20 protein-coding genes are annotated in these 23,282 nt (G+C 70.5%); 5 read left to right on the top strand and 15 right to left on the bottom strand.

Going from position 1 to position 23,282, the window contains the following annotated elements:
- Positions 1-38 precede the first annotated feature (38 nt).
- Positions 39-1,058 (bottom strand): peptidase, encoded by a 1,020-nt coding sequence (locus OG884_RS12440; protein WP_326645204.1) that lies wholly within the window; start codon positions 1,056-1,058, stop codon positions 39-41.
- Between the two features lie 18 nt (positions 1,059-1,076).
- Positions 1,077-1,604 (bottom strand): hypothetical protein, encoded by a 528-nt coding sequence (locus OG884_RS12435; RefSeq protein ID WP_326645201.1) that lies wholly within the window; start codon positions 1,602-1,604, stop codon positions 1,077-1,079.
- Positions 1,605-1,981: 377 nt separating this feature from the next.
- On the opposite strand from OG884_RS12435, the gene OG884_RS12430 reads away from it, so the two are divergent.
- A complete protein-coding gene (locus OG884_RS12430) occupies positions 1,982-2,665 on the top strand; it encodes an HAD family hydrolase (protein ID WP_326645199.1) in 684 nt (227 codons plus the stop codon).
- A 46-nt stretch (positions 2,666-2,711) separates the two neighbouring features.
- Here the strand turns inward: OG884_RS12430 and OG884_RS12425 are convergent, their stop codons facing one another.
- The 4 genes from OG884_RS12425 to OG884_RS12410 all read right to left on the bottom strand — a co-directional run bounded on the left by OG884_RS12425 (position 2,712) and on the right by OG884_RS12410 (position 7,982).
- The gene (locus OG884_RS12425; RefSeq protein ID WP_326645197.1) at positions 2,712-3,563 is read right to left on the bottom strand and encodes an NAD-dependent protein deacetylase; all 852 of its coding nucleotides are present in this window, start codon (positions 3,561-3,563) and stop codon (positions 2,712-2,714) included.
- Positions 3,560-3,895, bottom strand: coding sequence for an SDR family oxidoreductase (locus tag OG884_RS12420; protein WP_326645195.1), 336 nt, complete (start codon positions 3,893-3,895; stop codon positions 3,560-3,562). Before OG884_RS12420 ends, OG884_RS12425 begins: the two co-directional genes overlap by 4 nt.
- Before the next feature lie 344 nt (positions 3,896-4,239).
- Positions 4,240-6,252, bottom strand: coding sequence for an ABC transporter ATP-binding protein (locus tag OG884_RS12415; protein ID WP_326645193.1), 2,013 nt, complete (start codon positions 6,250-6,252; stop codon positions 4,240-4,242).
- Positions 6,249-7,982 (bottom strand): ABC transporter ATP-binding protein, encoded by a 1,734-nt coding sequence (locus tag OG884_RS12410; protein WP_326645192.1) that lies wholly within the window; start codon positions 7,980-7,982, stop codon positions 6,249-6,251. The genes OG884_RS12415 and OG884_RS12410 overlap by 4 nt, the downstream gene beginning before the upstream one ends.
- Before the next feature lie 670 nt (positions 7,983-8,652).
- Between OG884_RS12410 and glyA the strand changes: the two genes are divergently transcribed.
- Both glyA and OG884_RS12400 read left to right on the top strand, forming a co-directional pair.
- Positions 8,653-9,990: a serine hydroxymethyltransferase gene (gene glyA / locus OG884_RS12405; protein WP_326645190.1), complete on the top strand. Its 1,338-nt coding sequence runs from the start codon at positions 8,653-8,655 to the stop codon at positions 9,988-9,990.
- 286 nt (positions 9,991-10,276) lie between these two features.
- Entirely contained in the window at positions 10,277-10,630 is a 354-nt protein-coding gene (locus OG884_RS12400; RefSeq protein WP_326645188.1) for a DUF3140 domain-containing protein, read from the top strand.
- Between the two features lie 16 nt (positions 10,631-10,646).
- On the opposite strand, the gene OG884_RS12395 is transcribed toward OG884_RS12400, so the two are convergent.
- Together OG884_RS12395 and OG884_RS12390 are read right to left on the bottom strand one after the other, a co-directional pair.
- Complete coding sequence (locus tag OG884_RS12395) at positions 10,647-11,117, bottom strand: MarR family winged helix-turn-helix transcriptional regulator (protein WP_326645187.1); 471 nt, start codon at positions 11,115-11,117, stop codon at positions 10,647-10,649.
- Between the two features lie 111 nt (positions 11,118-11,228).
- Complete coding sequence (locus tag OG884_RS12390; RefSeq protein WP_326645185.1) at positions 11,229-11,684, bottom strand: hypothetical protein; 456 nt, start codon at positions 11,682-11,684, stop codon at positions 11,229-11,231.
- Positions 11,685-11,967: 283 nt separating this feature from the next.
- On the opposite strand from OG884_RS12390, the gene OG884_RS12385 reads away from it, so the two are divergent.
- Entirely contained in the window at positions 11,968-13,194 is a 1,227-nt protein-coding gene (locus tag OG884_RS12385; RefSeq protein WP_326645183.1) for an iron-containing redox enzyme family protein, read from the top strand.
- A 176-nt stretch (positions 13,195-13,370) separates the two neighbouring features.
- Here OG884_RS12385 and OG884_RS12380 read toward each other — a convergent pair whose 3' ends face one another.
- From OG884_RS12380 to OG884_RS12370, 3 genes are all read right to left on the bottom strand, one after another.
- Positions 13,371-13,805 carry a hypothetical protein gene (locus tag OG884_RS12380; RefSeq protein WP_326645181.1) on the bottom strand — a complete coding sequence of 145 codons (435 nt, stop codon included), beginning with the start codon at positions 13,803-13,805 and terminating at the stop codon, positions 13,371-13,373.
- The gene (locus OG884_RS12375) at positions 13,802-14,377 is read right to left on the bottom strand and encodes an RNA polymerase sigma factor (RefSeq protein ID WP_326645179.1); all 576 of its coding nucleotides are present in this window, start codon (positions 14,375-14,377) and stop codon (positions 13,802-13,804) included. Before OG884_RS12375 ends, OG884_RS12380 begins: the two co-directional genes overlap by 4 nt.
- 66 nt (positions 14,378-14,443) lie before the next feature.
- The gene (locus OG884_RS12370; RefSeq protein ID WP_326645177.1) at positions 14,444-15,904 is read right to left on the bottom strand and encodes a S8/S53 family peptidase; all 1,461 of its coding nucleotides are present in this window, start codon (positions 15,902-15,904) and stop codon (positions 14,444-14,446) included.
- Positions 15,905-16,143: 239 nt separating this feature from the next.
- Between OG884_RS12370 and OG884_RS12365 the strand changes: the two genes are divergently transcribed.
- On the top strand, positions 16,144-18,738 hold the full coding sequence (locus tag OG884_RS12365) for a CHAT domain-containing protein (protein ID WP_326645175.1): 2,595 nt from the start codon (positions 16,144-16,146) through the stop codon (positions 18,736-18,738).
- Between the two features lie 178 nt (positions 18,739-18,916).
- On the opposite strand, the gene OG884_RS12360 is transcribed toward OG884_RS12365, so the two are convergent.
- The 4 genes from OG884_RS12360 to OG884_RS12345 all read right to left on the bottom strand — a co-directional run bounded on the left by OG884_RS12360 (position 18,917) and on the right by OG884_RS12345 (position 22,986).
- Entirely contained in the window at positions 18,917-20,815 is a 1,899-nt protein-coding gene (locus OG884_RS12360) for a helix-turn-helix transcriptional regulator (RefSeq protein WP_326645173.1), read from the bottom strand.
- Between the two features lie 192 nt (positions 20,816-21,007).
- Positions 21,008-21,889, bottom strand: a complete 882-nt coding sequence (locus OG884_RS12355; protein WP_326645171.1) for an SRPBCC family protein — start codon at positions 21,887-21,889, stop codon at positions 21,008-21,010.
- Positions 21,882-22,439, bottom strand: coding sequence for a helix-turn-helix domain-containing protein (locus OG884_RS12350; RefSeq protein WP_326645170.1), 558 nt, complete (start codon positions 22,437-22,439; stop codon positions 21,882-21,884). The genes OG884_RS12355 and OG884_RS12350 overlap by 8 nt, the downstream gene beginning before the upstream one ends.
- A gap of 295 nt (positions 22,440-22,734) precedes the next feature.
- The gene (locus tag OG884_RS12345; protein ID WP_326645169.1) at positions 22,735-22,986 is read right to left on the bottom strand and encodes a hypothetical protein; all 252 of its coding nucleotides are present in this window, start codon (positions 22,984-22,986) and stop codon (positions 22,735-22,737) included.
- Between the last annotated feature and the right edge of the window lie 296 nt (positions 22,987-23,282).

Genomic DNA, 23,282 nt, shown 5'->3' with positions numbered 1-23,282 from the left:
TCGGGTGTTGCTCGGTTCCCGGCTGATCCGCGGATATCTCAGGCGTTGCTCGGTTCCCGGCGCGAACGGCGTTTCCGCTGGATCAGCAGGAACGTGATCGCCGCGAGTGCGGCGAGGACGACGCCGACCAGCGCCACCATGGGGTAGTGGCTCGGGTCCGTTTCCGCCTTGACCGCTTGTGCTGTCCCTGCGGCGGGGAACCGGATGGTCGCTTCGGAGGTACGTTTCGTCAGCCCGCTTTCCAATCGGATACGGGCGCGCCACGGCCCGTCGGGCACCTGCTCGTTGAGGGCGCAGGCGACGGATCCGGCGTCGCCGGGAGCGAGCGTCGTGCCCGTTTGGACCTTGAACGGGCCCGCGCTCAGGCTTCCGGAGCCGTTGGTCAGTTTCAGGTCGCCGCTCAGGTCGAGTGCGCGGCCTCCGGTGTTGTGCACCTGCGCCAAGACGATCTGCTGACCGGTGGGTGACCGTTGGGCCGTCAGAGAGTCGATGGTGAAGTCCGATGCCGGTGGGTTGCCGCGACCGACGGACAGGTAGATCCGGATACCGACGCGGTTGACCTCGGCGATGCCTCCACCGGGCGGCGCGGCCTTGGCCGCCTGGGCCCAGATCACGGCGTAGCGCTCTCCGGGGGCGGCCTCGTCCGGCACGGTGATGGTCGCGGTGACCGCCGAGCGGGCGTGCGGGGCCAGGGTCACCTCATGCCGGTCCGTGCTGGTCCAAGTGGACAGCTCATTGGCGGTGCGATCGGTGGCGAACTGGAATTTCCGGTCACGTACCTGTGCCGCGGCCGTGTAGAGCGAAAGCTGTTTGGGCGAGCCGGTCGTGTTGAACACCTCGACCCGCCGGTGAATGACGGAACCCGGGGTGAGGTGATCGATGATGTAGGTCCAGGCCCGCGCGTCGGCTCGCGCAGCGACCGGTGCTTCGAGCAGGCGGATCCCGATGCCGCCCGCGGGCGAGGAGGCCGCCGCCGGCGCGGGCCTGTCGAGCGCGCCGGTGGCCGGGGCGAGAGCCCCGGCCACCAGCAGCCCTGCGACGACGGTACGAAGACGCACGATTGTCGCCGGCTGCGGTCAGGCGACCGAATGGGTGACGGTGCCGGTGTATGTTCCCGCGACGGTCGCGGCCGGAATCGTCACGGTGAGCGTCGGATTCCAGGTGGCGGTGTTGTTACCGGTGAGCTCGGTACCGGTGAACGCGGTGCGCGGCACGTTGATGATGCCGCCGGGGCCGGGTGTGAAGGTCCCCTCGCCCGTCGTGGCGGTGGCGGCCCCGGGGGAATAGCTGAGGTTGATGTTCGAGATGGTCTCGGGCCCCGTGGCCCCGCCGGTGGTGAAGTCGGTGCCGGTGACGGTCGCGGTCCAGGAACCGTTCAGGGTGGCGCGCTCGTCGGTCACCGTGACGGGACCGATCTGCCCCGAGATGCTGGCGGCGCCGGATGCCACCGAGCCCAGGTTCGCCGACCCCGGCGCGTTGATCGTGAGACCGGTGGCCGTGATCGAGAACGTGACGGTGGTGTCCACGGCCAGGGCGGGCAGGGCGGTCGCTGCGACAAGGGTGAGGCCGACAGCTGCGGCGATCGCCAAAAACGGTTTACGCATCTTCTGATCCAATGTTCAAGCGGATGTGAGAGGCGATGCGCAGCTCGGACGCTTGACCTAAGAGATCAAGCATGCAGGCATGCCATCACGCCTCGTAGTGGACGATAACTCTTCGCGGTTGAGGCAAGATCAAAGGCGCGACGCGTGCAATCGCTGCAATACCGTTCCATGGCAATGAAATGCCGAAAGGCGCGGACTTCGACGATAGGTCCACGACCGTGCACCCTTTTCCGGGGCCGGTTCGACGCGGAGCTCCGGTGGGAGAGGTCGTCGGGCGATAGGTCCACGACCAGGCACCCTTTTCCGGTGGGAGAGGCCGTCAGCGGGGGGGATACCCGCTTCGCTAGGCTCGGATGATGGGCTCTTCTAGAACGCTTGTGCTGTGGGACATCGATCACACGCTGGTCAGCATCGACGGGGTCGGCCGGGACATCTACGCCGAGGCGTTCCAGGCGGTGACCGGGCAGCCGATGCGGCGGGTCGCGGCCATGGCGGGGCGGACCGACTGGGCGATCACGGCGGAGACGCTCCGGATGCACGACGTCGAGGTGTCGGAGAAGTTGCTGAACTCCTTCGTCGCGGCCCTCGCCGAGGCGTTCGTCGTCTACCAGGCGGAGATCTCGCAGCGGGGCAGGGTGCTGGCGGGGGTGCGCGAGGTGCTCGACGTGCTGGCGGGCCGGGCCGACGTGATCCAGTCGCTGCTCACCGGGAACATGGAACCGCTGGCGATCGGCAAGCTCAAGGCGTTCGAGCTGGAGCGTTTTGTGGACTTCGAGGTGGGGGCCTACGGGATGGACCACGAGGACCGCGCCGTGCTGGTGGGCCTGGCGCAGAAGCGCGCGGCGCAGAAGTACGGGGAGTCCTTCACCGCGCACAACACGGTGTTGGTCGGGGACACACCGAACGACGTTCTTGCCGGTCATCAGGGCGGGGCGAGGGTGGTGGCCGTCGCCACGGGTTCCAGCGACGTCCGGGCACTGAAGGAGGCCGGCGCGGAGCTGGTGCTGGAAGACCTCGCCGACACCGAAGCCGTCGTACGGGCCCTCATTCGGAGCTTGTGATCCCGGCGGTGGCCTCGTAGCGGTGGACCAGCCGTCGTACGGGCACTCATCTGGAGCTTGTGATCCCGGCGGTGGCCTCGTAGCGGTGGACCAGTTCCGGAAGGACCGTGCCCAGCGGAGCGTCGACGGTGAGCGTCGCGTAGCCGTCACCGCGGGTCGGGCCCTGGTTGACGATCGCCACGGGGATACCGAGCTTCGCGGCGTGCAGCACGAACCGGCGGCCGGACATCACCGTCAGTGACGACCCGAGCACCAGGAGAAGGCGTGCTCCCTCCACGAGGGAGTAGCACTCGCGTACTCGCTCCGGTGGGACGGTCTCCCCGAAGAAGACGACGTCGGGCTTGAGCACCCCCCGGTCGCAGGCTCGGCATCCGACTAGCTGGAACCCGTCGATCTCCTCGTCCCGCAGCTCGACGTCGCCGTCCGGGTTGATCGCGGCGCTCCGGACGGCGAACCGGGGATTCGCCCGTGTCAGGCGGCGGTCCAGCTCCTCGCGCGGGCTCGAATCACCGCAGTCGAGGCAGACCACGTGATGCAGGCTGCCGTGCAGCTCGACCACCGCCTGGGCGCCGCCCGCCTGGTGCAGGCCGTCGACGTTCTGCGTCACGATTCCGGCCACCAGGCCCCGTCGCTGGAGTTGCGCGATCGCGTGGTGGCCGCTGTTCGGCGCCGCCCGGGTCATCGCCCGCCATCCGATGTGGCTCCGGGCCCAGTAGCGCCGTCTGGCCGCCGGGTCGCCGGTGAACGTCTGGTAGGTCATCGGGGTGTGCCGGGTCAGGGCCCCACTCGGCCCCCGGTAGTCGGGAATCCCCGACTCCGTCGATATCCCGGCCCCGCTCAGCACCACGACACCGCCCGCGGCCAGCAACCTCGCCAGCGTGCTCGTATCCTCGCTCACCTCTCCATACTGACCCACCACGCGTACCGGCTGTCCTCGGGTCTGCCCTTGGGTCTTCCGTTGATCCGGGCCGTCCCGTTTTCCGGGGCGTGCTCTTCCCTTGCGTGGTCGGCCGAGAGGGTGGGCCAGACGAGGAACACCGAGTCGACCCCGTCCAGTGCGGTGTCCAGGCTGCCGGGGTCGGCCAGGTCGCCGGGTACGATCTCGGCGCCTTCCGGGAGCCTGGCGGAGGAGGGGTTTCGGGTCAGCGCGCGCACGGCGGCACCCGCTTCGAGGAGCTGGGCCACGGCCTGTCCGCCGACCTTGCCGGTCGCCCCGGTAACCAGAATCATGAGGATCTCCTTTGCCGATGGGAACGTCGTGATCAGCATGAGACCTCAACTTTGATTGAGGTCAATAGGGCCGACTCGCCGGAACGGGCTTCTCAGGATTCCCTACGACCTGGGCACGAGGTCGGTACTGTTCTCGGATGTCCGAAAGATCACGGTTATGGGGTGGGGAGGCGGGGCGGACACCGTTCGCGTCAGATTCTGACTCCCGCGAGAACGGGACGCCGATCCTGCCGGTGCCCGGTGCCCGGTGCCCGGTGCCCGGTGCCCGGTGCCCGGGCATCGGGCACGGTGAGACCGCGTGGGCACCCCCTCGGGCACTGAGGCCGTTGTGGGCACTCCCTCGGTCACGGTGAGACCGTCGTGGGCACTCCCTCGGTGACCGTCTCCTCGTCTGTGAGAGCACCGCTGAACTGCGCGGAGTACAGGCGGTGGTAGGCGCCCCCGGCGGCGAGTAGTTCGTCGTGGGTGCCGTGTTCGACGATGCTTCCCTCCTCCATGACCAGGATGAGGTCCGCGTCGCGGATGGTCGACAGCCGGTGGGCGATGACGAAGCTGGTGCGGTCCGAGCGCAGCGCGGCCATGGCGTGCTGCACCAGGACCTCGGTGCGGGTGTCGACCGAGCTGGTGGCCTCGTCGAGGATGAGCAGCGACGGATCGGCGAGGAAGGCGCGGGCGATGGTCAGCAGCTGCTTCTCCCCGGCGCTGACGTTGCTCCCCTCCTCGTCGATCACGGTGTCGTAGCCGTCCGGCAGGGTGCGGACGAAACGGTCGACGAAGGTGGCACGCGCGGCGGCGAGGAGCTGCTCCTCGGTGGCCCGAGGGTTGCCGTAGGCGATGTTCTCTCGGATGGTGCCACCGAACAGCCAGGTGTCCTGCAGCACCATGCCGATGTGCGAGCGCAGGTCGTCGCGGCGCATCGCGGTGATGTCGACGCCGTCGAGGGTGATCCGGCCCGAGTTCAGCTCGTAGAAGCGCATGACGAGGTTGACCAGGGTGGTCTTGCCCGCGCCGGTCGGGCCGACGATCGCGACGGTGTTCCCGGGGTCGGCCACCAGGGACAGGTCCTCGATGAGGGGCTGCTCCGGGTCGTAGCTGAAGGACACGTGCTCGAACTCGACGCGGCCCCGCCTGCCGGTGGGCACCACCGGGTCCGCGGGGTCGGGGTCCTGCTCCGCGGCGTCGAGCAGCTCGAAGACCCGCTCGGCCGAGGCCACCCCCGACTGCAACAGGTTGGCCATCGAGGCGACCTGGGTCAGCGGCTGGGTGAACTGCCGTGAGTACTGGATGAACGCCTGCACGTCGCCCAGGCTCATCGCCCCGGTGGCGACCCGCAGGCCCCCGACGACGGCGATGGCGACGTAGTTGAGGTTCCCGATGAACATCATCATCGGCATGATGATCCCGGAGACGAACTGGGCGCCGAAGCCGGCCTTGAACAGCTCCTCGTTCCGCTGGCGGAACACCTCCTCGACCTCGGGACGGCGTCCGAACACCTTCACCAGCTCGTGGCCGGTGAACGCCTCCTCGATGTGGGCGTTCAGGCTGCCGGTGTGCTTCCACTGCGCGACGAAGTGCCCCTGCGAGCGTTTCGCGATCATCCCGGTGACGATCACCGTCAGCGGGATGGTCACCAGGGCGATCAGCGCGAGCAGCGGCGAGATCACGAACATCATCGCGAGCACGCCGATCACCAGCAGCAGCGAGTTCAGCAGCTGGCTCATCGTCTGCTGCAGGGTCTGCGAGACGTTGTCGATGTCGTTGGTGACCCGGCTGAGCAGCTCGCCGCGCGGCTGGCCGTCGAAGAACCGCAGCGGAAGCCGGTTCAGCTTCTCCTCGACCTCCTCCCGCAGCCGGTAGACGGTGCGCTGCACCACGTCGTTGAGCAGGTAACCCTGATACCAGGCGAAGAGCGACGACGCGACGTAGACCCCCAGGACCCACATCAGGACCGTGCCCAGCGCGCCGAAGTCGATGCCCTGCCCCGGTACGACGTCCATCACCGAGAGCAGGTTGGCGAAGTTGTCGTTGCCCGACGCGCGGGCCGCCTCGATGGCCTGCTCCGGGCTCCTCCCGGCGGGCAGCTGCTTGCCGATCACCCCGGTGAAGATCAGGTCCGTCGCGTGACCGATGATCTTCGGCCCGATGACGGAGAGCACCACGCTGGTCACGGCGAGGCCGGCCACGGCCAGCAGCTTCGGGCGGTCGGGGTTCGTCCGCCGCATCAGCCGTCGCGCGGAGGACCCGAAGTTCATTGACTTCTCCGCGGGCATCCCGGCTCCTCCCCCGATGGGGCCCCTGCCGAAGCCGCCGCCACCTCCGGCGGGTGGTCGCGTGGTCGTCGTGGGACGGTCGCTCATGCTGCGGTCTCCGCGGCTAGTTGGGACTCGACGATCTCGATGTACGTCGGGCAGGAATCCAGCAGTTCGTCATGGGTCCCCAGACCGACGACCACACCGTCGTCCAGGACGATGATCTGGTCGGAGTCGGCGACGGTGGAGACCCGCTGGCCGACGATGATGACGGCGGCCTCGGCGGTGTGCGGGCGCAGGGCGGCGCGCAGCCGCGCGTCGGTGGCCAGGTCCAGGGCCGAGAACGAGTCGTCGAACAGGTAGATCTTGGGCTTGCTGACCAGCGCCCTGGCGATGGACAGCCGCTGTCGCTGCCCACCGGACACGTTCGTGCCACCCTGGGTGATGGGTGCGGCGAGGCCCTCGGGCATCGCCTCGACGAAGTCGCGGGCCTGGGCGATCTCCAGCGCCTCCCACAGCTCCTCGTCGCTCGCGTCCGGGTTGCCGTAGCGCAGGTTGCTGGCGACGGTGCCGCTGAACAGGTACGGCTTCTGCGGCACCAGGCCGATGTGCGACCAGAGCAGCTGGGGATCGAGGTCGCGGACGTCGACGCCGTTGACGGAGACCGTGCCCGAGGTGGCGTCGAACAGCCTGGGCACCAGCGAGACCAGCGTCGTCTTGCCGGAGCCGGTGCTGCCGATCACGGCGGTGGTCTGTCCCGCCGCCACGCGGAAGGAGATGCCGGACAGCACGGGTGCCTCCGCACCCGGGTAGCGGAACTCGACGTCGCGCATCTCCAGCTCGGCGCGGCCGCTCACCTGCCGTACCGGGTCGCGGGGTGGCGTCACCGACGACTCGGTGTCGAGCACCTCGGTGATGCGCTCGGCGCAGACCGCGGCGCGCGGGATCATCATCGAGATGAAGCCGGCCATCATCACCGACATGAGGATCTGCATCAGATACATCAGGAACGCGGTCAGGGCGCCGATCTGCATCTCGCCGCTGTCCACCCGCCCGGCACCGAACCAGAGCACGGCGCCGCTGGAGACGTTGAGGATCAGCATCACGGTGGGGAAGGTGAGCGCGCTCAGCCGTCCCACGCGCAGCGCGGTGCCGGTCAGCGCGTCGTTGGCGTCGGCGAACCGGCGGGTCTCCTCGCGCTCGCGGACGAAGGCGCGCACCACGCGGATGCCGGTGAGCTGCTCGCGCAGCACCTGGTTGACCTGGTCGATGCGTTCCTGCATCGCGCGGAACTGGGGGACCATGCGGACGGTGATCAGGCCGATCGACACCAGCAGCGCGGGGACGCAGACGAGCATGAGCCAGGACAGGCCGAGGTCCTGGCGCAGCGCCATGATGATGCCGCCGACGCCCATGATGGGGGCCGTGACCAGCATCGTGCAGGTCATCACGACGAGTATCTGGACCTGCTGCACGTCATTGGTCCCGCGGGTGATCAGGGAGGGGGCTCCGAAGCGGGAGACCTCCCTGGCGGAGAAGTCGCCGACCTGGTGGAAGATCGCCGAGCGGAGGTCGCGCCCGAACCCCATGGCCGCGTGGGAGCCGTAGTAGACCGCCGCGATCGAGCAGGCGATCTGCACGAGGGAGATGGCCAGCATCCAGCCCCCCGCGGACAGGATGTAGCCGGTGTCGCCGGTGGCGACGCCCTGGTCGATGATGTCGGCGTTCAGGCTGGGCAGATAGAGCGAGGCGATGGTGCCGACCAGTTGCAGCACCACCACGGCGGTCAGCGCCGCCAAGTAGGGGCGCAGGTACGTGCGGAGCAGACGGGTCAGCATGGGGTCTCTTTAGGTGGGTTGGCCGGGAGAGGGGCGTCGCGCCGGGGGACCGGTCGTCGGTCGGCCTCGCCCGTCGCCCCGGTAGCCGGGATCATGAGGATTTCCTCCAGCGGGGAGTATCGGACTCAGCCTGCGACCTGAACCTCGGTTGAGGTCAAGTGAGCGGGCCGAGGCCGGGATACATGCGGGCCCCGACCGGCGGCATGAAAACGATCTCCGAGAGCGGCAGCGGGTCGCCCTCGACGAATCCCCGGCGGTCGCATGCGACAGTCGGCGGCCATGGCGCAGCCGGTCGTGGGGGCTCGATCAGGCCGGTGAGCACCTGCCGGATGGGGGAGCCCTGGCACGCCGGTCATCCTACAAAGCAAGCGGATGAGCCGCTTACCCATTTATTGCGGTTCGACCGTATGCGGTCTTCGGGCATGTGGTCTTCGGGCATGTGGTCTTCGGGCGGTGCCCCGAGGGGCAGGAGGTACGTGTGGGGATCCTGTGAAAGAAGTGATCGTTTCCGGTGTGGCCTGGAATCTTTTTCCGGCAAATGTAGGAAAATAGCATGAAAAACCCCATCTTTCACCTGATGCGGTGGGCATCATCCCCGATCTAACGTCGTGTGGCAGACAACCTGACATCACCACGACAGTCGTCTGCCTGTCGACCAGGAGAACACCTGATGCCCCGTGCCCTCGCCCACCGTCCGTGGGTGCCCGCCGTCACCGAGGACCGCGTCCGGTCCGTACTGAAGGCCGTGACGGACCAGACCACCTTCTCGGTCCAGAGCGAGATCGAACGGCTGGTGGCCGACAACCACCGCATCCACGACATCGAGTCGGTCAACCTGAACCCGGCCACGAACATCATGAACCCCCGGGCCGAGGCGCTGCTCTCGGCCGGCCTCGGATCGCGGCCGTCACTGGGGTACCCGGGCGAGAAGTACGAGATGGGTCTGGAGGCGATCGAGCAGATCGAGATCATCGCCGCCGAGCTGGCCGCGGAGGTCTTCGGTGCCGGCTACGCCGAGGTACGCGTCGGTTCGGGAGCGCTGGCGAACCTCTACACGTTCATGGCCACCTGCGAACCCGGTGACACGATCATCGCCCCGCCGGCGAGCATCGGCGGCCACGTCACACACCACGAGCCCGGCGCGGCCGGCCTGTACGGGCTGAACATCGTTCCCGCCCCCGTCACGCCGGACGGCTACACGGTGGACGTCGACGCCCTGCGCGAGCTCGCCGAGCGGGTACGGCCGAAGCTGATCACCATCGGTGGCAGCCTCAACCTGTTCCACCACCCCGTGGCGAGCATCCGCGAGATCGCCGACTCGGTCGGCGCCCGTGTGCTCTTTGACGCCGCCCACCTCTGCGGCATGATCGCCGGGAAGGCGTGGCCGCAACCGCTGGAGGAGGGCGCCCACCTGATCACCATGAGCACGTACAAGAGCCTGGGCGGACCGGCGGGCGGGCTCATCGTGACCAACGACGCCGAGCTGGCCGAACGGCTCGACGCGATCGCCTATCCGGGACTGACCGCCAACTTCGACGCGGGCAAGACCGCCGCGCTCGCCATGACCATGCTCGACTGGAAGGTGGCAGGGCCCGCCTACGCGCGAGAGATGATCGCGACCGCGCGGCGGCTGGCGGACGAACTGCTCGCCCTCGGCGTCCCGATCTTCGCCGCCGACCGGGGGTGCACCCGCTCTCACCAGTTCTCCGTGCCGGCCCACCGCTACGGCGGCGGGCAGCGGGCCGCCCGGCGACTGCGCGAGGCGAACCTGCTCAGCAGCGGCATCGGCCTGCCGGTGGAGGCGGTCGAGGGGGACGTGAACGGCCTGCGCATCGGTACGCCGGAGATCGTCAGGCTCGGGATGACCGAGGCGGACATGCCGGAGCTGGCCTCGTTCATCGCCCGCGGCCTGGATGAGAACGTCGACCCGGGCACCGTGGCGCCGGAGGTCACCGAATGGCGGAGCCGCTTCTCCGGCGTGCGCTTCACGGTGGACAACCCCGCCTGAAGGGTGGACGTCGGTCCGGATGATCCCGGTTGAGGGGTGGACGTCGGTCCGGATGATCCCGGTTGAGGGGTGGACGTCGGTCCGGATGATCCCGGTTGAGGGGGCATACGTCGCGCCGTGCTGAATTCCGCCCGTACCCCGGTTCCCGTGTTAGCGGCGTGGAAGCCGGGGCAGGGCGGGCCGTGCGCCCGCCGCCGCGCGTCCCCGCCGGGGGAGATCCGATCCGCCGGCGGCCGCTCCTGGTCCGGGGCGTGGCCGCAGAGGCCCGGCGTGAGAGGAGAGCACAATGGCCGACCAATCGGATCTGATCCTCGACCTGGTGTGGCAGGAGTTCCACGAGGTCGTGAACATGACGTCGGAGGAGCTGCGGGACTTCCTGCTGGCATCGGCCTCGGTGGACGGGGGCGCCGCCAGGAGCCCCGAGGCGGTCATGCCACCGCTCGGGCGCCAGGTGCTCGGGGTCCTCGGCAAGCGGAAGGCCGATCTGACCTCGGACGACATCGAGACGATGCGCCAGGCCGTCGACCGCGTCGAGGACACGCCGGCCGAGGGGAAGGTCGGCGATGACGACGACGACCGGCGGCGGGCGCTGCTGGAGGTCGGGCACAACCCGCTCCGGCCGTCCCGGCTCTGGGGCTGACCGCGACCCCTAGCGGTCAGTAGCCGCCGAACCAGCCGGGGACGTCGAGCCGGAAGGCGTCCGCCGGGGTCACGGCGCGCAGGTCGGCCTCCAGGGCGCGCAGGCGGTCCTCGCCGAGGGTCCTTGCCCAGCCCGCGCGCAGGTCCTCGAAGATGCGTGCCGACCGGGCGAGGCTGTCGAAGCCCCGCTCGGTGAGCCGCACGATCTTGCGGCGGGCGTCGCCGGGGTCGGAGCACCGCTCGACGTAGCCCAGGTGCTCCAGGGTGTCCACGGTCTTGCCCGCCGCCTGCTTGGAGACGCCCAATCGCCGGCCGAGCTCCACGGCCGTGGTGCCCTCGGAGCCGATCGCCTGCAGGACGAACCCATGCATCGGGCGCATGTCGGGGTGTCCCTGGCGGGCGAGCTCCGCGTGGAGCTCGTCAATGAGCATCCGAAAGCCGAGGAAGAGCCGGAGCGGGAGCTCGAAGCCCGGAGGGTCGGCCGGCACGATCGCCTCCCGCCTCGCTGTTTCGACAATGGTGTTGTCGAGCTTAGGGACTCTCGCCGTACCTGTCATCCACGGGGTGGCGGACCTCGGAGGTCCGCGCCGGTGGGGCCTTCACCGCAGGCGCCCGTCGGGGCGGCGCGGGTCCTGGAGCCACTTGTCGGTCTGGCGGGTCGCGTTGGGCGCGCCGGCGGTACCGGGCGAGCGGCGGGTGGCGCGGGTCTCGGTCACGGTGAAGTCGGCCACCACGTGCCGGTTGTGCAGCAGGAAGCCGACGACGCCCGCGATCGCCTGCACGCTGTCACCCGCGCGGGCGCGGCCGGTCAGGAGATAGACCAGCGGCGTGGACGGCTGGTCGAGGGCGAAATGGCGGCCGTGGTGGTGTGCGTCCTGGAGCGTTCTTATCGGGATCGGCCGCGAGGTGGTGAACCATGCGGCGACCTCCCAGAAGGGGTAGGTCTGGTCGCCGTCGGTCGACTCCTCGTAGCAGGTCGTGCAACCCCGGCGAGCGTCCTGCCCGTGGGGGCACGCCCAGGCGGCGAGGTCGTGCGGCATGCTGCGCTCGGACATGAGCTGACCGTACCTTCCCGTACGGGGAGACCGGCGTTTCCCCGTTCCCCCGCGCCGGGGCACCGCGTTTTCCCCCGGATCACCCCCGGCGTCGTGCTGTCTCGGTACCGCCGCCTGCCCGTTTCCGGCCCCGGTACTCGTCCGCTCAGCAGGCGGCCCAGGCTGAATATCCGCATATTTCGTGGTTTCTGCTGGCCGTCGGGAAGAAGGAGTGATCTTGGGGGAGTTTTCGAGGGCTCCGGGGTGGGCATCGGACCGATCGGGGGCATCGAACGGGGGACGCATGGCGCGTGGGTTCGACGCGTCCGCTCACTACGGGCGGCGCATCGCCGACGTTCACGACGGCGGCATCACGGTGAACGATTCACCCGGGGGTGCGGGCAGGCCTCTGAGGCCTCCGAAGTCCCCGGCGCGCTCGAAACTCGTCGAGCGCCCGGACACGCTGGATCTGCCGGTGCCGGTGCCGGTGCCGGTTTCGGGCAGGGCTCCGGCGCTGCCCGCCGCGCGGGGCCCGATCAGCACCCTGCTCTTCGAACGGCTGGTGCACCCGCCGCACCGCTTCGGCCTGCTGTCGCTTCCGCTCCTGTCGTTCCCCGCCCGTTTCGCGGGGCCGGTCCTCGCGGACGAGGACGTGCAGCTGGCGCTCTTCGTCTGCTACGAGCTGCACCACCGTGGCTTCGAGGGGGTGGACGAGCGGTGGGAGTGGAACCCCTCGCTGCTGGAGGTGCGGGAGATCCTGGAGGCACGGTTCGAGGAAGGGTTGGCGCGGGCCGTGCCGTGCCCGCCCACCCAGCGGCCCGAGCACATGCGCCAGGCCCTGACCGAGCTGGTGGCCGCCGCCGTCGACGGCCCCGACCTGCCGGGGTTCCTCCAGCGGCAGGCCGACCTCGCGCAGTTCCGCGAGTTCGTCGCGCACCGGTCGATCCGCCACCTGAAGGAGGCCGATCCGTACACCTGGGCGATCCCCCGGCTGAGCGGCCGTCCCAAGGCGGCACTGGTGGAGATCCAGGCGGGCGAGTACGGCGGCGGGCACGCCGAGCGGATGCACTCGGAGCTGTTCCGGACCACCATGCGCCGACTGGGCATGGACGACTCCTACGGCGCCCATCTCGACCGAGTCCCGGCGATCACGCTGGCCGTCTCCAACGCGATGTCGCTGTTCGGGCTCCACCGGCGCCACCTCGGAGCGCTGCTCGGCCATCTGGCGGCCTCCGCGATGACCTCCTCGGTCCCCAACCGTCGCTACTCCAGAGGGCTGCGGAGGCTGGGGGGAGACGAGGCGGCGAGCCGTTTCTACGACGAGCACGTGCGGGCCGACGCCGTACCCGAGCAGATCGCCGCGCACGACATGTGCGGCGGGTTCGCGCGGCAGCACCCCTCGCGGGCCGGTGACGTCCTGTACGGGGCGGCCTGCGCGCTGACCCTGGATCGGCTCTTCGCCGAGCACGTCATGAGCCACTGGCGGCGGGGCGTCTCGTCACTGCGGGAGGCGGGCACGGCGGCTCGTTGACCCGCCCGGACGAACACCGGGAATCAGACGAACACCGGGAATCAGACGAACACCGGGAATCAGACGAACACCGGGAATCAGCGGGCGGGCAGCCCTCATCCGGGCATCGGGACCCGAAGGGACCCGAGGGGACCCGAGGGGACCCGGCCGGGTGCGCGAAAGCGAGTGGGCCGCGGTCAGAGGGTGATCCACTCGGTGACGACGGTCGCGCCCGCGAGGTGGCAGCGGAGACTGAAAGGCCCGGCGGGGACGTCGTCGTGGACGAACCTGCCCAGCTCGTCGACGGCCAGCGCGACCGGATGGTGCCCGAGGAGCTCGACCTCCGCGGGACGCGGCGGCATCAGCTGGCCCACCACGCGCCCCCCGCCGGCGGTCACGGTGACCTCCAGGTCGACGGTCAGCCCCGCGCCCTGGAAGGTGAGCAGCCGAGGCTGTCCCTCTCCCCGCACCCGTGAGGGCTCGCTCAGGGAGTCGAAGGCGAGCTCGGCCAGCTCGGCGTCGAGCATACGCAGCGCGTAGGCCTCGACGGCGAGCTGCAGGAGGTCGGAGGGAACGGGATCGAACAGCTCGACGGCGCGGCGCAACTCCGCCTCAAGCACGTCGTCGCTCATCGGAAGCCCCGTTCCGCGAGGAGGACGCGCAGCCGCCGCAGGCAGCGCTGCCTGATCGGCCCGATGCTCCCGACGGCGATGCCGAGCGTCGCCGACACCTCCTGGTAGCTGACCGGGGGCGAGGCCATGAGCAGCCGCAGCAGCCGCCGGCAGTTCTCGCCGAGCTCCTGGAACGACTGCCAGGTGGCTCGCATCCGCTCCCGCTCCATCGATGCCTCCTCGGCGTCGATCACCGCCTGCTCAGGCGTGTGGCTCTCGACGGTGCGATCGAACACCTCGGGGTCGTCGCTCGGCGAGATCCGCCGGGCGGTCCTGATCACCTTGACGCACTCGTGCCGCGCCGTGCTGGCCAGCCACGCCCCGACCCTGTCCGGCTCGCGGATCCGCGCGAGGTTCTGCGCGAGCCGGAACCAGGTCGTCTGGTAGACCTCCTGCGCGTCCGCGTCTCTCAGCCCGTGGGCGCGCACGATGGACCACACGAGTGGGCTGAGGCCCTCCACCAGGGATTTCCACGCCGCGGTATCCCCGTCCACCGCGGCACGGAAGAGGATGCCGGTCGAGTCTCGATCCACGGTGACGTCCCCTTGCCCTCGGGACTGTCATCGTACGACGGAGGGCCGATCCGGCCGTATCGGTTTTCACACGACCGGGACATTTTGCACGCTCGACGGCGTCCAGGTGGAGGGGATGAGGGAGGGGGCGACCGGGTCCGGCGCCCCGCCGCGGGACAGGGGGCCTGCCAGCAGCTCGGCGGCGGCCCGCCGGGAACCGGTCACGTTGTTCCGCGCCATGTGGTTGACGATCATGCCGACGACCAGGGGCGTGGCGAAGGAGGTGCCGCTCCACTGGGCCAGCCCGTCGAACACGACGCGCTCGCGGATCGCGGCGGGCGACGCCGCCATCCTCTCGGTGAGCTCACCCCGGTGCGGGGGGAACTGGCAGGTGCAGTCGTAGCTGAAACCGAACCGGCAGTGGTCGTAGGTCGAGTGCTGGTAGTCGTACGGCACCGGGGTGTCGTCCACCGCGGTGAAGGCGCTCACCAGGCGCTCCCCGGGCGCGTACACCTTCACCCACGGCCCGTGGTTGCTGAAGCACGCGCGGGACCGGCCGTCCTTTCTCAGCGCGCCCACCGACACGACGGCGTCGGCGTAGTCGGGGTCGTCGGCGTAGGCCGCGGGATAGAACCTCTCGTCACTGCCGTTGTTCCCCGCCGCCGCCACGAGCAGCGTCTCCGGGTGGTCGATCACCAGCTTGCGCATGAAGCGCTCGAGTCCGAGGAGGGGCTCCGCGTCCGTGGTCGGGGTTCCCGCGGACAGGTTGATGATGTCCGGCCACCTCCCCTCCGGCAGCATCCCGCCGAGCAGCAGGTCCCCCAGTTCCTTCTCGGGGATGGCGCCCGCGTCGACCAGCGTCCCGTGCACCGTGACGTCGGCGCCGGGCGCGACGGCGCTGACCAGCCCGGCGATGAAGGTGCCGTGGCCGACGTACTGCTTGAGGATCCCCTCCCCGTCCAGCTCGATCTCCTTGCCCTTGCCCTTGACGCGGCTCAGCCACGGGTGCGACCTGTGGTTCTCCACCAGCCCGGTGTCGACCACCAGAACGGACACCGGCGTGGCCCTCGTCTCGCCTCCCGAGCCGGCCACCTGCTCGGCCACCGCGGGGTTGGGCGGCTGGCACCGGGCCACCGGAACCGGCTCGTCACCGGGGCAGCAGTTCACCGCCGCGATGGACACGATGTGGTTCCTGGACACCATCCGGCGGCGGTTGGCACGCTCCAGTTGCTTGACCGCCCGCAGCGCGTCCGACACGTCCCGGTCGCTCCAGCGCGCCCTCTTGTCCGGTTTCCCGACCCGGATCTTGAGCAGGCCGCCCGGACCGTCCAGCTCCTCCGGCTCCACGTCCTGGTCGCTGCCGCGATCCCGGCGGAACGCCTCCCGGATCGCCCGGGTGACCTCGTGGGTCTCGTCCCGCCTGGCGAGGACGTAGCCCTTCTCGTAGAGGAAGCTGGGCGAGCCCTCGGGGCCCGCCGCGAGCACGGTCTTCTCCCCCACGGCGGCCTGGATCTGGTCGAACTGTTCCTGGAACCTGTCTGGTGCCATGTTCACCGTTCCTGTCTCGGAGATTCCGCACGTCGCCATGGGCAAGAGTCACCGGGCGCCCGGTTGATACACCTCCGTCGTACGAGCCTCACGGCATGGACGGCGGGTCCGGAGCCGAGCGGGACCGCCGGCACGGGGACGCGCCCTCCTCGCTTGGGGGTTCCGCGGCATGGACGCCCTGAACACACCACGTCTAACATCGATCCGTGACCGGGGGAAGCCCGCGGACCCCGCCTTCCGTGGGAAATCCGCTCGATCTGCTGCCCCTGGTGTTCGCCCGGCCCGCCGACGCGCTGGCCGGAGCACGGGCCGTGCTGGCGGGCACCCCGTCCTTTCGTGACGCCTCCGTCGCCCACCAGGTGATCGGCATCTGGCAGCGCGACTTCGGCGACCTCGCGGTGGCGATCGGCCATCTGCGGCGGGCCCGCACCCTGGCGGTCAGGTCCGGCTCCCCGGACCGTGAGGCGGACGTGCTGGCGACCCTGGGGGCCGCCCTCATTCACGCGGGCCGTACCAGGCAGGGGATGGCGGCGCTGGAGGCGGCGGTCGAGAGGGGCGGCGGACTCACCGGCGCCCGCGTGCTGTTCCGGCGCGGCTACGCCTGGTGGGTCCTCGGCGGGCACCGTGAGGCGCTCGACGACCTGCGCCGGGCCATTCCCGCCCTGCGCCGGGCACAGGACACGATCTGGACCGCCCGCGCGCTCACGCTCAGGGCGACGGTCCACCTGGCCATGGGGTCCGTGGAGCGGGCCGAGACCGACTTCGTCGCCGCCGAGCGGCTGTGGGACACCACGGACCAGGAGCACGACAAGGCCGACGCGGTGGAGAGCCGAGGGCTGGCGGCGTTCAGGTCCGGCGACCTCCCCGCGGCGCTGCGCCACTTCGACGAGGCCGCGAGCCGGTACGAGGCCCTCGGCACGCCCATGTTCGTACTGCACATCCGGCGGTGCGAGGTGCTCCTGGCGGCCGGGCTGGCACGCGAGGCGCTGGAGGAGGCCGACGCCGCCACGGAGCTGCTGAACCGTACGGGAGGGCAGACGACCCGCGGCGCCGAACTCCTCCTGATCGCCGCGCGGGCCGCGATCGCGGCGGGTGAGCCGCACGCGGCGACCGTCCGCGCGAGCGCGGCCGTCCGGCTGTTCTCCAGCCAGCGCCGCGACTGGTGGCAGGCCCACGCCCGGCTGGTACTGGTCCAGGCCAGGTTCGCGGCGGGCGAGATCTCCGCCCGTTCGGTACGCGACGCCGCCGCGGTCGCCCTGCGGCTGGCGAAGCTGCACTCCCCCGAGGCGGTCCAGGCGTCGCTGCTGGCAGGCCGTACCGCCCTCGCCCTCGGCGCCGGCGCGGACGCCGAACGGTACCTGGCCGCCGCGGCCAGGGGCAGGGCGCGCGGGCCCGCCCTCGCCCGGGTGGACGGTTGGGTGGCGCAGGCGCTGCGGGCGGCGGCGGCGGGGCGGACCCGCGGCGCGCTGGACGCCTGCCGCCGGGGGCTCGACCTGCTGGACGAGTACAGGATGACGCTGGGCGCCTCGGAGCTGCGGGCGCGGGCCACCGCGCAGGGGGCGGAGCTGGCCGTGCTCGCGCAGCGGGCGGCCCTCGCCGGAGGGAGCCCCCGCCGCTTCCTCGGCTGGAGCGAGCGCTGGCGCGCCACGGTGCTGGCGGTCCCGCCCACCCGGCCACCGGACGATCCCGAGCTGCTCCGCGACGTGACGGCCTTCCGCGAGATCAGCAGCCGGATCGAGGCGGCGCGGCAGAAAGGCAGCCCGGCCCCCGTGCTGGAGCGCGAGCAGCGGCGGCTGGAGAAGGGGATCCGCGACCGGACGCTCCGGATGCGCGGTGAGGGCGGCTCCGACGGGCACCACTTCGACGCGGGCGCCCTGCTCGGCGAACTCGGCGACGGGTGGCTGATCGAGATCGTCGCCGTCGACGGAGACCTGCACGTCCTGCTCTGCGGCCGGGGGCGGGTGCGCAGGTTCGCCGCGGGACGACTGGCCGACGCGGCGATCGACGCCGACCACGCCCGCGCGGGTCTCAGCAGGATCGCGTACGGGGGCTCCGCGGCCAGGCTGCCCATCCTCGAAGCCGGCGGGCGCCGCCTCCAGGAGTCGCTGCTCGGCCCCGCGGTGCGACACCTCGGGGAAGGACCGGTGGTCGTCGTACCGCCGGGCAGGCTGCACGGCGTGCCCTGGGCGCTGCTGCCCGCGCTGGGGACGCGGGTGCTGAGCGTGTCGCCGTCGGCGAGCGCCTGGCTCCGCGCCAGGCGGATCGAGCCGTCGCCGTCGCGGGAGCGGGTCGTGCTGGTCAGAGGCCCGGGACTGGCGACGGGCGGCGCCGAGATCCCGCCCCTGGCCGCGTGGTACGGCGAGGCGACGGTGCTGGAGAACGGCACCGCGGTCGCCTCGGCCGTGCTCGCGGCGCTCGACGGCAGCAGGCTCGCCCACATCGCCGCGCACGGCACCTTCCGCTCCGACAGCCCGATGTTCTCCTCCCTGGGCATGGACGACGGCCCGCTCACGGTGCACGATCTCGAACGGCTCCGCAGCGCCCCGTACCGGATCGTCCTGTCCAGCTGTGACTCCGGCAGGTTGCAACCGGTCGGCGCGAACGAGCTGCTCGGCCTCGCCACCGCGCTGCTGCCGCTGGGCACGGCCGGGATCGTGGCGAGTCCGGTGCCGGTCGACGACGAGGCGGTGGTGCCGCTGATGCTCGCCCTGCACGAGGGGCTGCGGCGCGGTCTGAGCATGGCCGAGGCCCTGCGCGATGCCAGGCTGTCGATGCCCGGCGACGCGCTTCACCGCGCGACGGGCTGGTCCTTCTCCGCCATCGGGGCGGCCTGACAGGCCCTGCCGGGTCCGTTCCGCTGAGTCGCCGCACTTGCCGTACCCAACTTGTGCGGGCAGTACGGCTAGCCCTGCATTCTGCACATGATCCCGATCGACCTGGGGTGGTTACCTGCTGCACTGGAGCAGGTGTAGCTGCTGACCTGCAACGATGCGGCACGTGCGGAAAACGGGGCTAGCCAACGGTGAAGAGCCTTTCCAGGCCGGCGCGGTCGCTGCTGCCGAGCCGCGCGTAGGCGTCGCACAGGTGGTTGGCGACCGTGCGGATCGACACCGTGAGCTGCTCGGCGATCTGCCGGTTGGTCAGGCCCGTCGCGGCGAGGCTGACGATCTGCCGCTGGCGGGCGGTCAGCCTCGGCAGCGCGAGGTTGACCAGCACGGAGCTGCGCGCTCCCTGGCAGGCGCCCGCCAGCGCCGAGGCCCGGTTCCTGGATGTCTGCGAGGCGTGCCGGTCGGAATGGACGAGGGAGGCGTGCGCGTACGCCTCCGCGGCGTGCAGCATCAGGCCGAGGTCAAAGAGCCCCCGCGCCACTTTGTCCAGGGCGTCCCCGTCCCGCCGGGTCAGCGCGCGGGCGTGCCGCGCCAGCAGGGGAGCGAGATCCCCCTCCGCGTGGTCGGCCAGCTCCCCGAGCCGATCGGCGACCAGCTCGGGGGCGCCGAGCCGTACCACGTCGTGCAGGGCGAACAGGTCGTGCAGGGCGAACAGGTCGTCTCCGGCGATGCCGGGTGCGGACCGCAGGGCGCCGCCGAGGTCTCCCTCGGCGGCCAGCGCCCAGGTCAGCGCCCCCTCGGCGGCGAACGCCCACGACCGGGCGTCTTGGGCGGGTGTCCGTTGGGCGCCTGTGGCGGATGCCCGCGACCGCGCGTTTCGCGCGGGTACCGGAAGCCGCCTGTGGACCGTCTGCCATGAACGCGTCCGCGCCTCCCCGGGGAGGGACGGGCCGTGCGAGAGGGCCTGCCAGGCCGTGGTCAGGTCGCCGACGTAGGCGGCGGCGTGGGCGAGTTCGGCCAGGCAGGCGCGGTGGTGGGGAGAACGGCGCAGTCCCTCGCGGCTCCAGGCCATGGCCTCGCGGGTCTCCCCGCGGAGCCGGGCGACGCGGGCGCGCTGCGCGCAGAACTCCGGCATCGCGGGCTCGTCCCAGCCGGTGTCGTCCTCGGCCATCCGCTCGCCGACGCCCCGAGGTATCTCCGCGAGCCTTCCCGCGTACGCGCGTGCGGCCAGTTCCTCGCACTCGGCCGCCAGCACCGAGGACCTCGGGGGCCGTCGCCCGCCGGAAGGCCCGCCCGCGAGGGGACGCTCCGCGGCGGCCCGCAGCACCGGGCCGTGCAGCGGGTGGGCGAGCCGGACAGCGAGCCGGTCGTCCACGGTGACGAGCCCCTTCACCCGCAGGTGTTCGAGGACGGCGGGGGCTACGAGGGCGCCCGGCACGCCCGCGCCCGGCGGCTCGCCGGACGCGACGAGCTCCAGCGCGTACCGTTCCTCCTCGTCGACGTCGCGGATCGTCTCCTCCACCAGCTCCCGGACGCGCGCGGTCATCGGTGGCGTGCCCCGCCAGGTCCACGTGCCCGACACATGGCTCAGGTCTCCACCGGCGTGGACGGCGACGACCAGCTCGCGCAGGAGCCGCAGGTCGCCGCAGCTCGCCCGGTACAGGCGCCGGACGGTGAGGGCGTCCACGTAGCCGCCCACCGCCCGCTTCAGGAGCTCGGCGCAGGCGCTCTCCGTCAGGGGGGCCAGCACCAGGCGCGGCAGAAGGTTCTCCTCCCAGAGCCTGGAGACGCCCTCCGGCACGGGCTCGCCCTCCCTGACCGTGACGAGCAGGCGGGTACGTCCGCTGAGTGCCAGGTCGTGGACCAGGTTGGCCGAGGCGTCGTCGAGCAGGTGGGCGTCGTCCACGACGCACACCTGCTCGCACATCGCCTCGGGCACCGCCTCGGCGGCCAGGCGGCTCCTGCCGCTTCCCGCCGCGCCGGTCACGACGATTCCCCGGTGACCGGCCGACAGGCTCCGCCGTACGAGATCGAGCTCCTCAGTCCTGGCCGTGAACGGCCAGGCAGACCGTGGGTTTCTCACAGCGGTATGAGCCACGGAGCCCGCCCTTGATACAGGTGGAACCGGGGATTCCAGCCCTCGCGCCGCACCGGTGCCCCGAAGCACTGGTCCGCGTGAGGTGTCGGGCCGCAGCCAAAAAGATTCCGGCCCTCGTGCCTCACCGGTGTCCCGAACGGCCGCCGCCGGGCGGCCCCGAGGGCAGGCGGCGCGTGGTCATCTGCTCGCGGTGGTCTCCTTGGGCAGGCCGGGGGCCTGGAAGTCGAACCAGACCGGCTGCCAGTCGCTCAGCTCGTGGAAGCGGCGCAGCTCGGCGATGCCGCTGAGCCAGCCCATCCACCCGGCGTAAGGAGGGTTGCCCTCATCGAAGCCGCTCTCCATGAAGGTGAGCCGGGTCGCGCCGTCCGAGCCCTCCAGTTCCCAGGTGGAGACGCCGAAGCCCGGCCACTCCAGGGAGAACCTGCGGCCCGGCTCCACTTCGACGACCTTTCCCGGTGCCTCGTCCGCCTCGAAGCCGCCCATGGCGAAGCGGCCGCCGACGTACGGCTCGATGTCGATCCGGTAGCCGAACCACCGGCTGAACTTCCCAGAGTCGACGAGCGAGTCGTACACCTCCTCGGGCGAGGCGCCGATGAGGAATCGCTCCCGCATTCGCGGGGAGGTGAAGTCGCACTTCGGGGTGAGCTCGCGGCCCTCCAAGTGGTCGACCAGGTTCGCGATCGACAGGCACCAGAACGTCTGCAGCGTCCCCCGGACGCCGCCGTTGCCGGAGAGCGCCTCCCGGAAGTCGAAATGGGTCTGGGAGAGCGACAGGGTGGTCGACTCCGCGCTCTCCTCCTCCAGACGGATCTCGACCGTCGTCTCCTCGCCGTCGAGCAGCCACGACAGGCGCAGCGTGTGGTCGTCGACGTGCAGCGGGCGCTGGTGGGGCGCATGCCCCTCGGGGGTGTGGCGCCCCCAGAACTCATACCGGTGCGGCAGTTCGACCTCGGCGTGCTCGGCCAGCCAGATCCTCAGCTCGCCCGGGTCGGTCAGGGCGTGATGGACCGCCTTGAGCGGTGCGGCCACGCGTGCGTTCAGGCTCATCGGCTCACTCACGGGGTTCTCCCTTGGGGTAGCAGGCCACGGCGAGCTTGAAGGCGTCACCTTCGGTGCCGCCGTAGCGGGTGAAAAGGTCCTGCAGAGTGGACTGGAGGTCGTTCAGGAACTCCTGACGCCGTTCCGGCGGCACGCGGATCTCGCCGGACACGCCGACGGACGGCAGCTCGGGCGCGGTTCTGTCCAGCGCGCCGATGTCGGCCTGGACCTCCTCCATGAGGTCCAGCAGGTAGCCCAGGCCCAGCTCGTCCCGGGTTCTGCGCAGGCCGATCCGGCCGACGAGACGGGGCGAGAGCCAGTACGAGCGGGCGCTCGCCTGGTAGACGCCCTCGTGGATGCCGCGCACCCTGCGCTCGGACACCTGGGTGACCAGGCCCGCCTCCACCAGGCGTTTGACGTGGTAGTAGACCCGCTGCGGGGTCTGGTCGAGCAGGGCCGCCACCTCGGTGCACGAGCGCGGCTCGGCGAGCTTCCTCAGCACCTCGATGCGCTGCGGCTTGAGCAGCGCCTCGGCCTGATCGATCTGTTCCAGATACAGGACATCTCTCATCGCAAAATTGATCCTGTACGTAAAATTCTATTTTGTCAATGATGCGCGAGGAGGTTCGCCCGCCTCCCGGGCGCGTCGCCCCCGGGAAGGGCGAGCGGGGGCACGCGGGCGCGTCGGCGAGGTGGTGGCCAGGGTGGAGTCGAAGGTCACGAGCCCGCGCCGGGTGGAACGGGTGGGTGCTGAGAAATGACAGGTGGGTGCTGAGAAATCCATTATGTCACGATAAATATGCAAATAATCGGCCATTGTTGGGTCTATCCTGAACCCGCGTTCGGCCTGGGGCGGCAACCCGATTTCACAGATTTACCCCTCGAGTGGTCCGGTAAGGACAGATCCAGGCAAAAACCACGCTGCCGAAATTCACCAGCATGGTGTGCGGGGTCCGGCCGGCCGTCTCCGTGACCTGGAGCCTGATCACGGAACCGGCCCGCATCCAGCTCGCCACGTCGTCCTCGGTGGGTTCGTGGCCGTGCAGGCGCAGCATCAGGTCATGGGGCTGCCCGGCGATCCGTAGATGCAGCTCGCACGTGGGTTCGATGTCCGCCATGATTCGCCGTCCAGTGTGGGTGAGACCCGGCGGGGTTGTCGGCGTCCCTTCGAGCGTACTCCCGCCGTACACGCGCCCCCGGACCCGCATCCGACGGGCGGTCGGTCATCTGGTCGACGGTGGTGGGATGCCCTGCTCACATGCTTTCGAGCGCATTGTCGTAATCCTTGACTTCAAAACTGAAAATGCATGAAAAATGGCTGGTTCTTCCTTGTCATTGAGCGGCCAATGAGCAATCAGATGCTGATTCTCGTGGATATTCTCAGCAATCCGCGATCTCATATTCCCGCCAGTCC

This window comes from Streptosporangium sp. NBC_01755, assembly GCF_035917995.1.
Taxonomy (GTDB): Bacteria; Actinomycetota; Actinomycetes; order Streptosporangiales; family Streptosporangiaceae; genus Streptosporangium.
The sequence above is the reverse complement of the archived record's forward strand: the minus strand, read 5'-3'. Positions and strand labels throughout refer to the sequence as shown.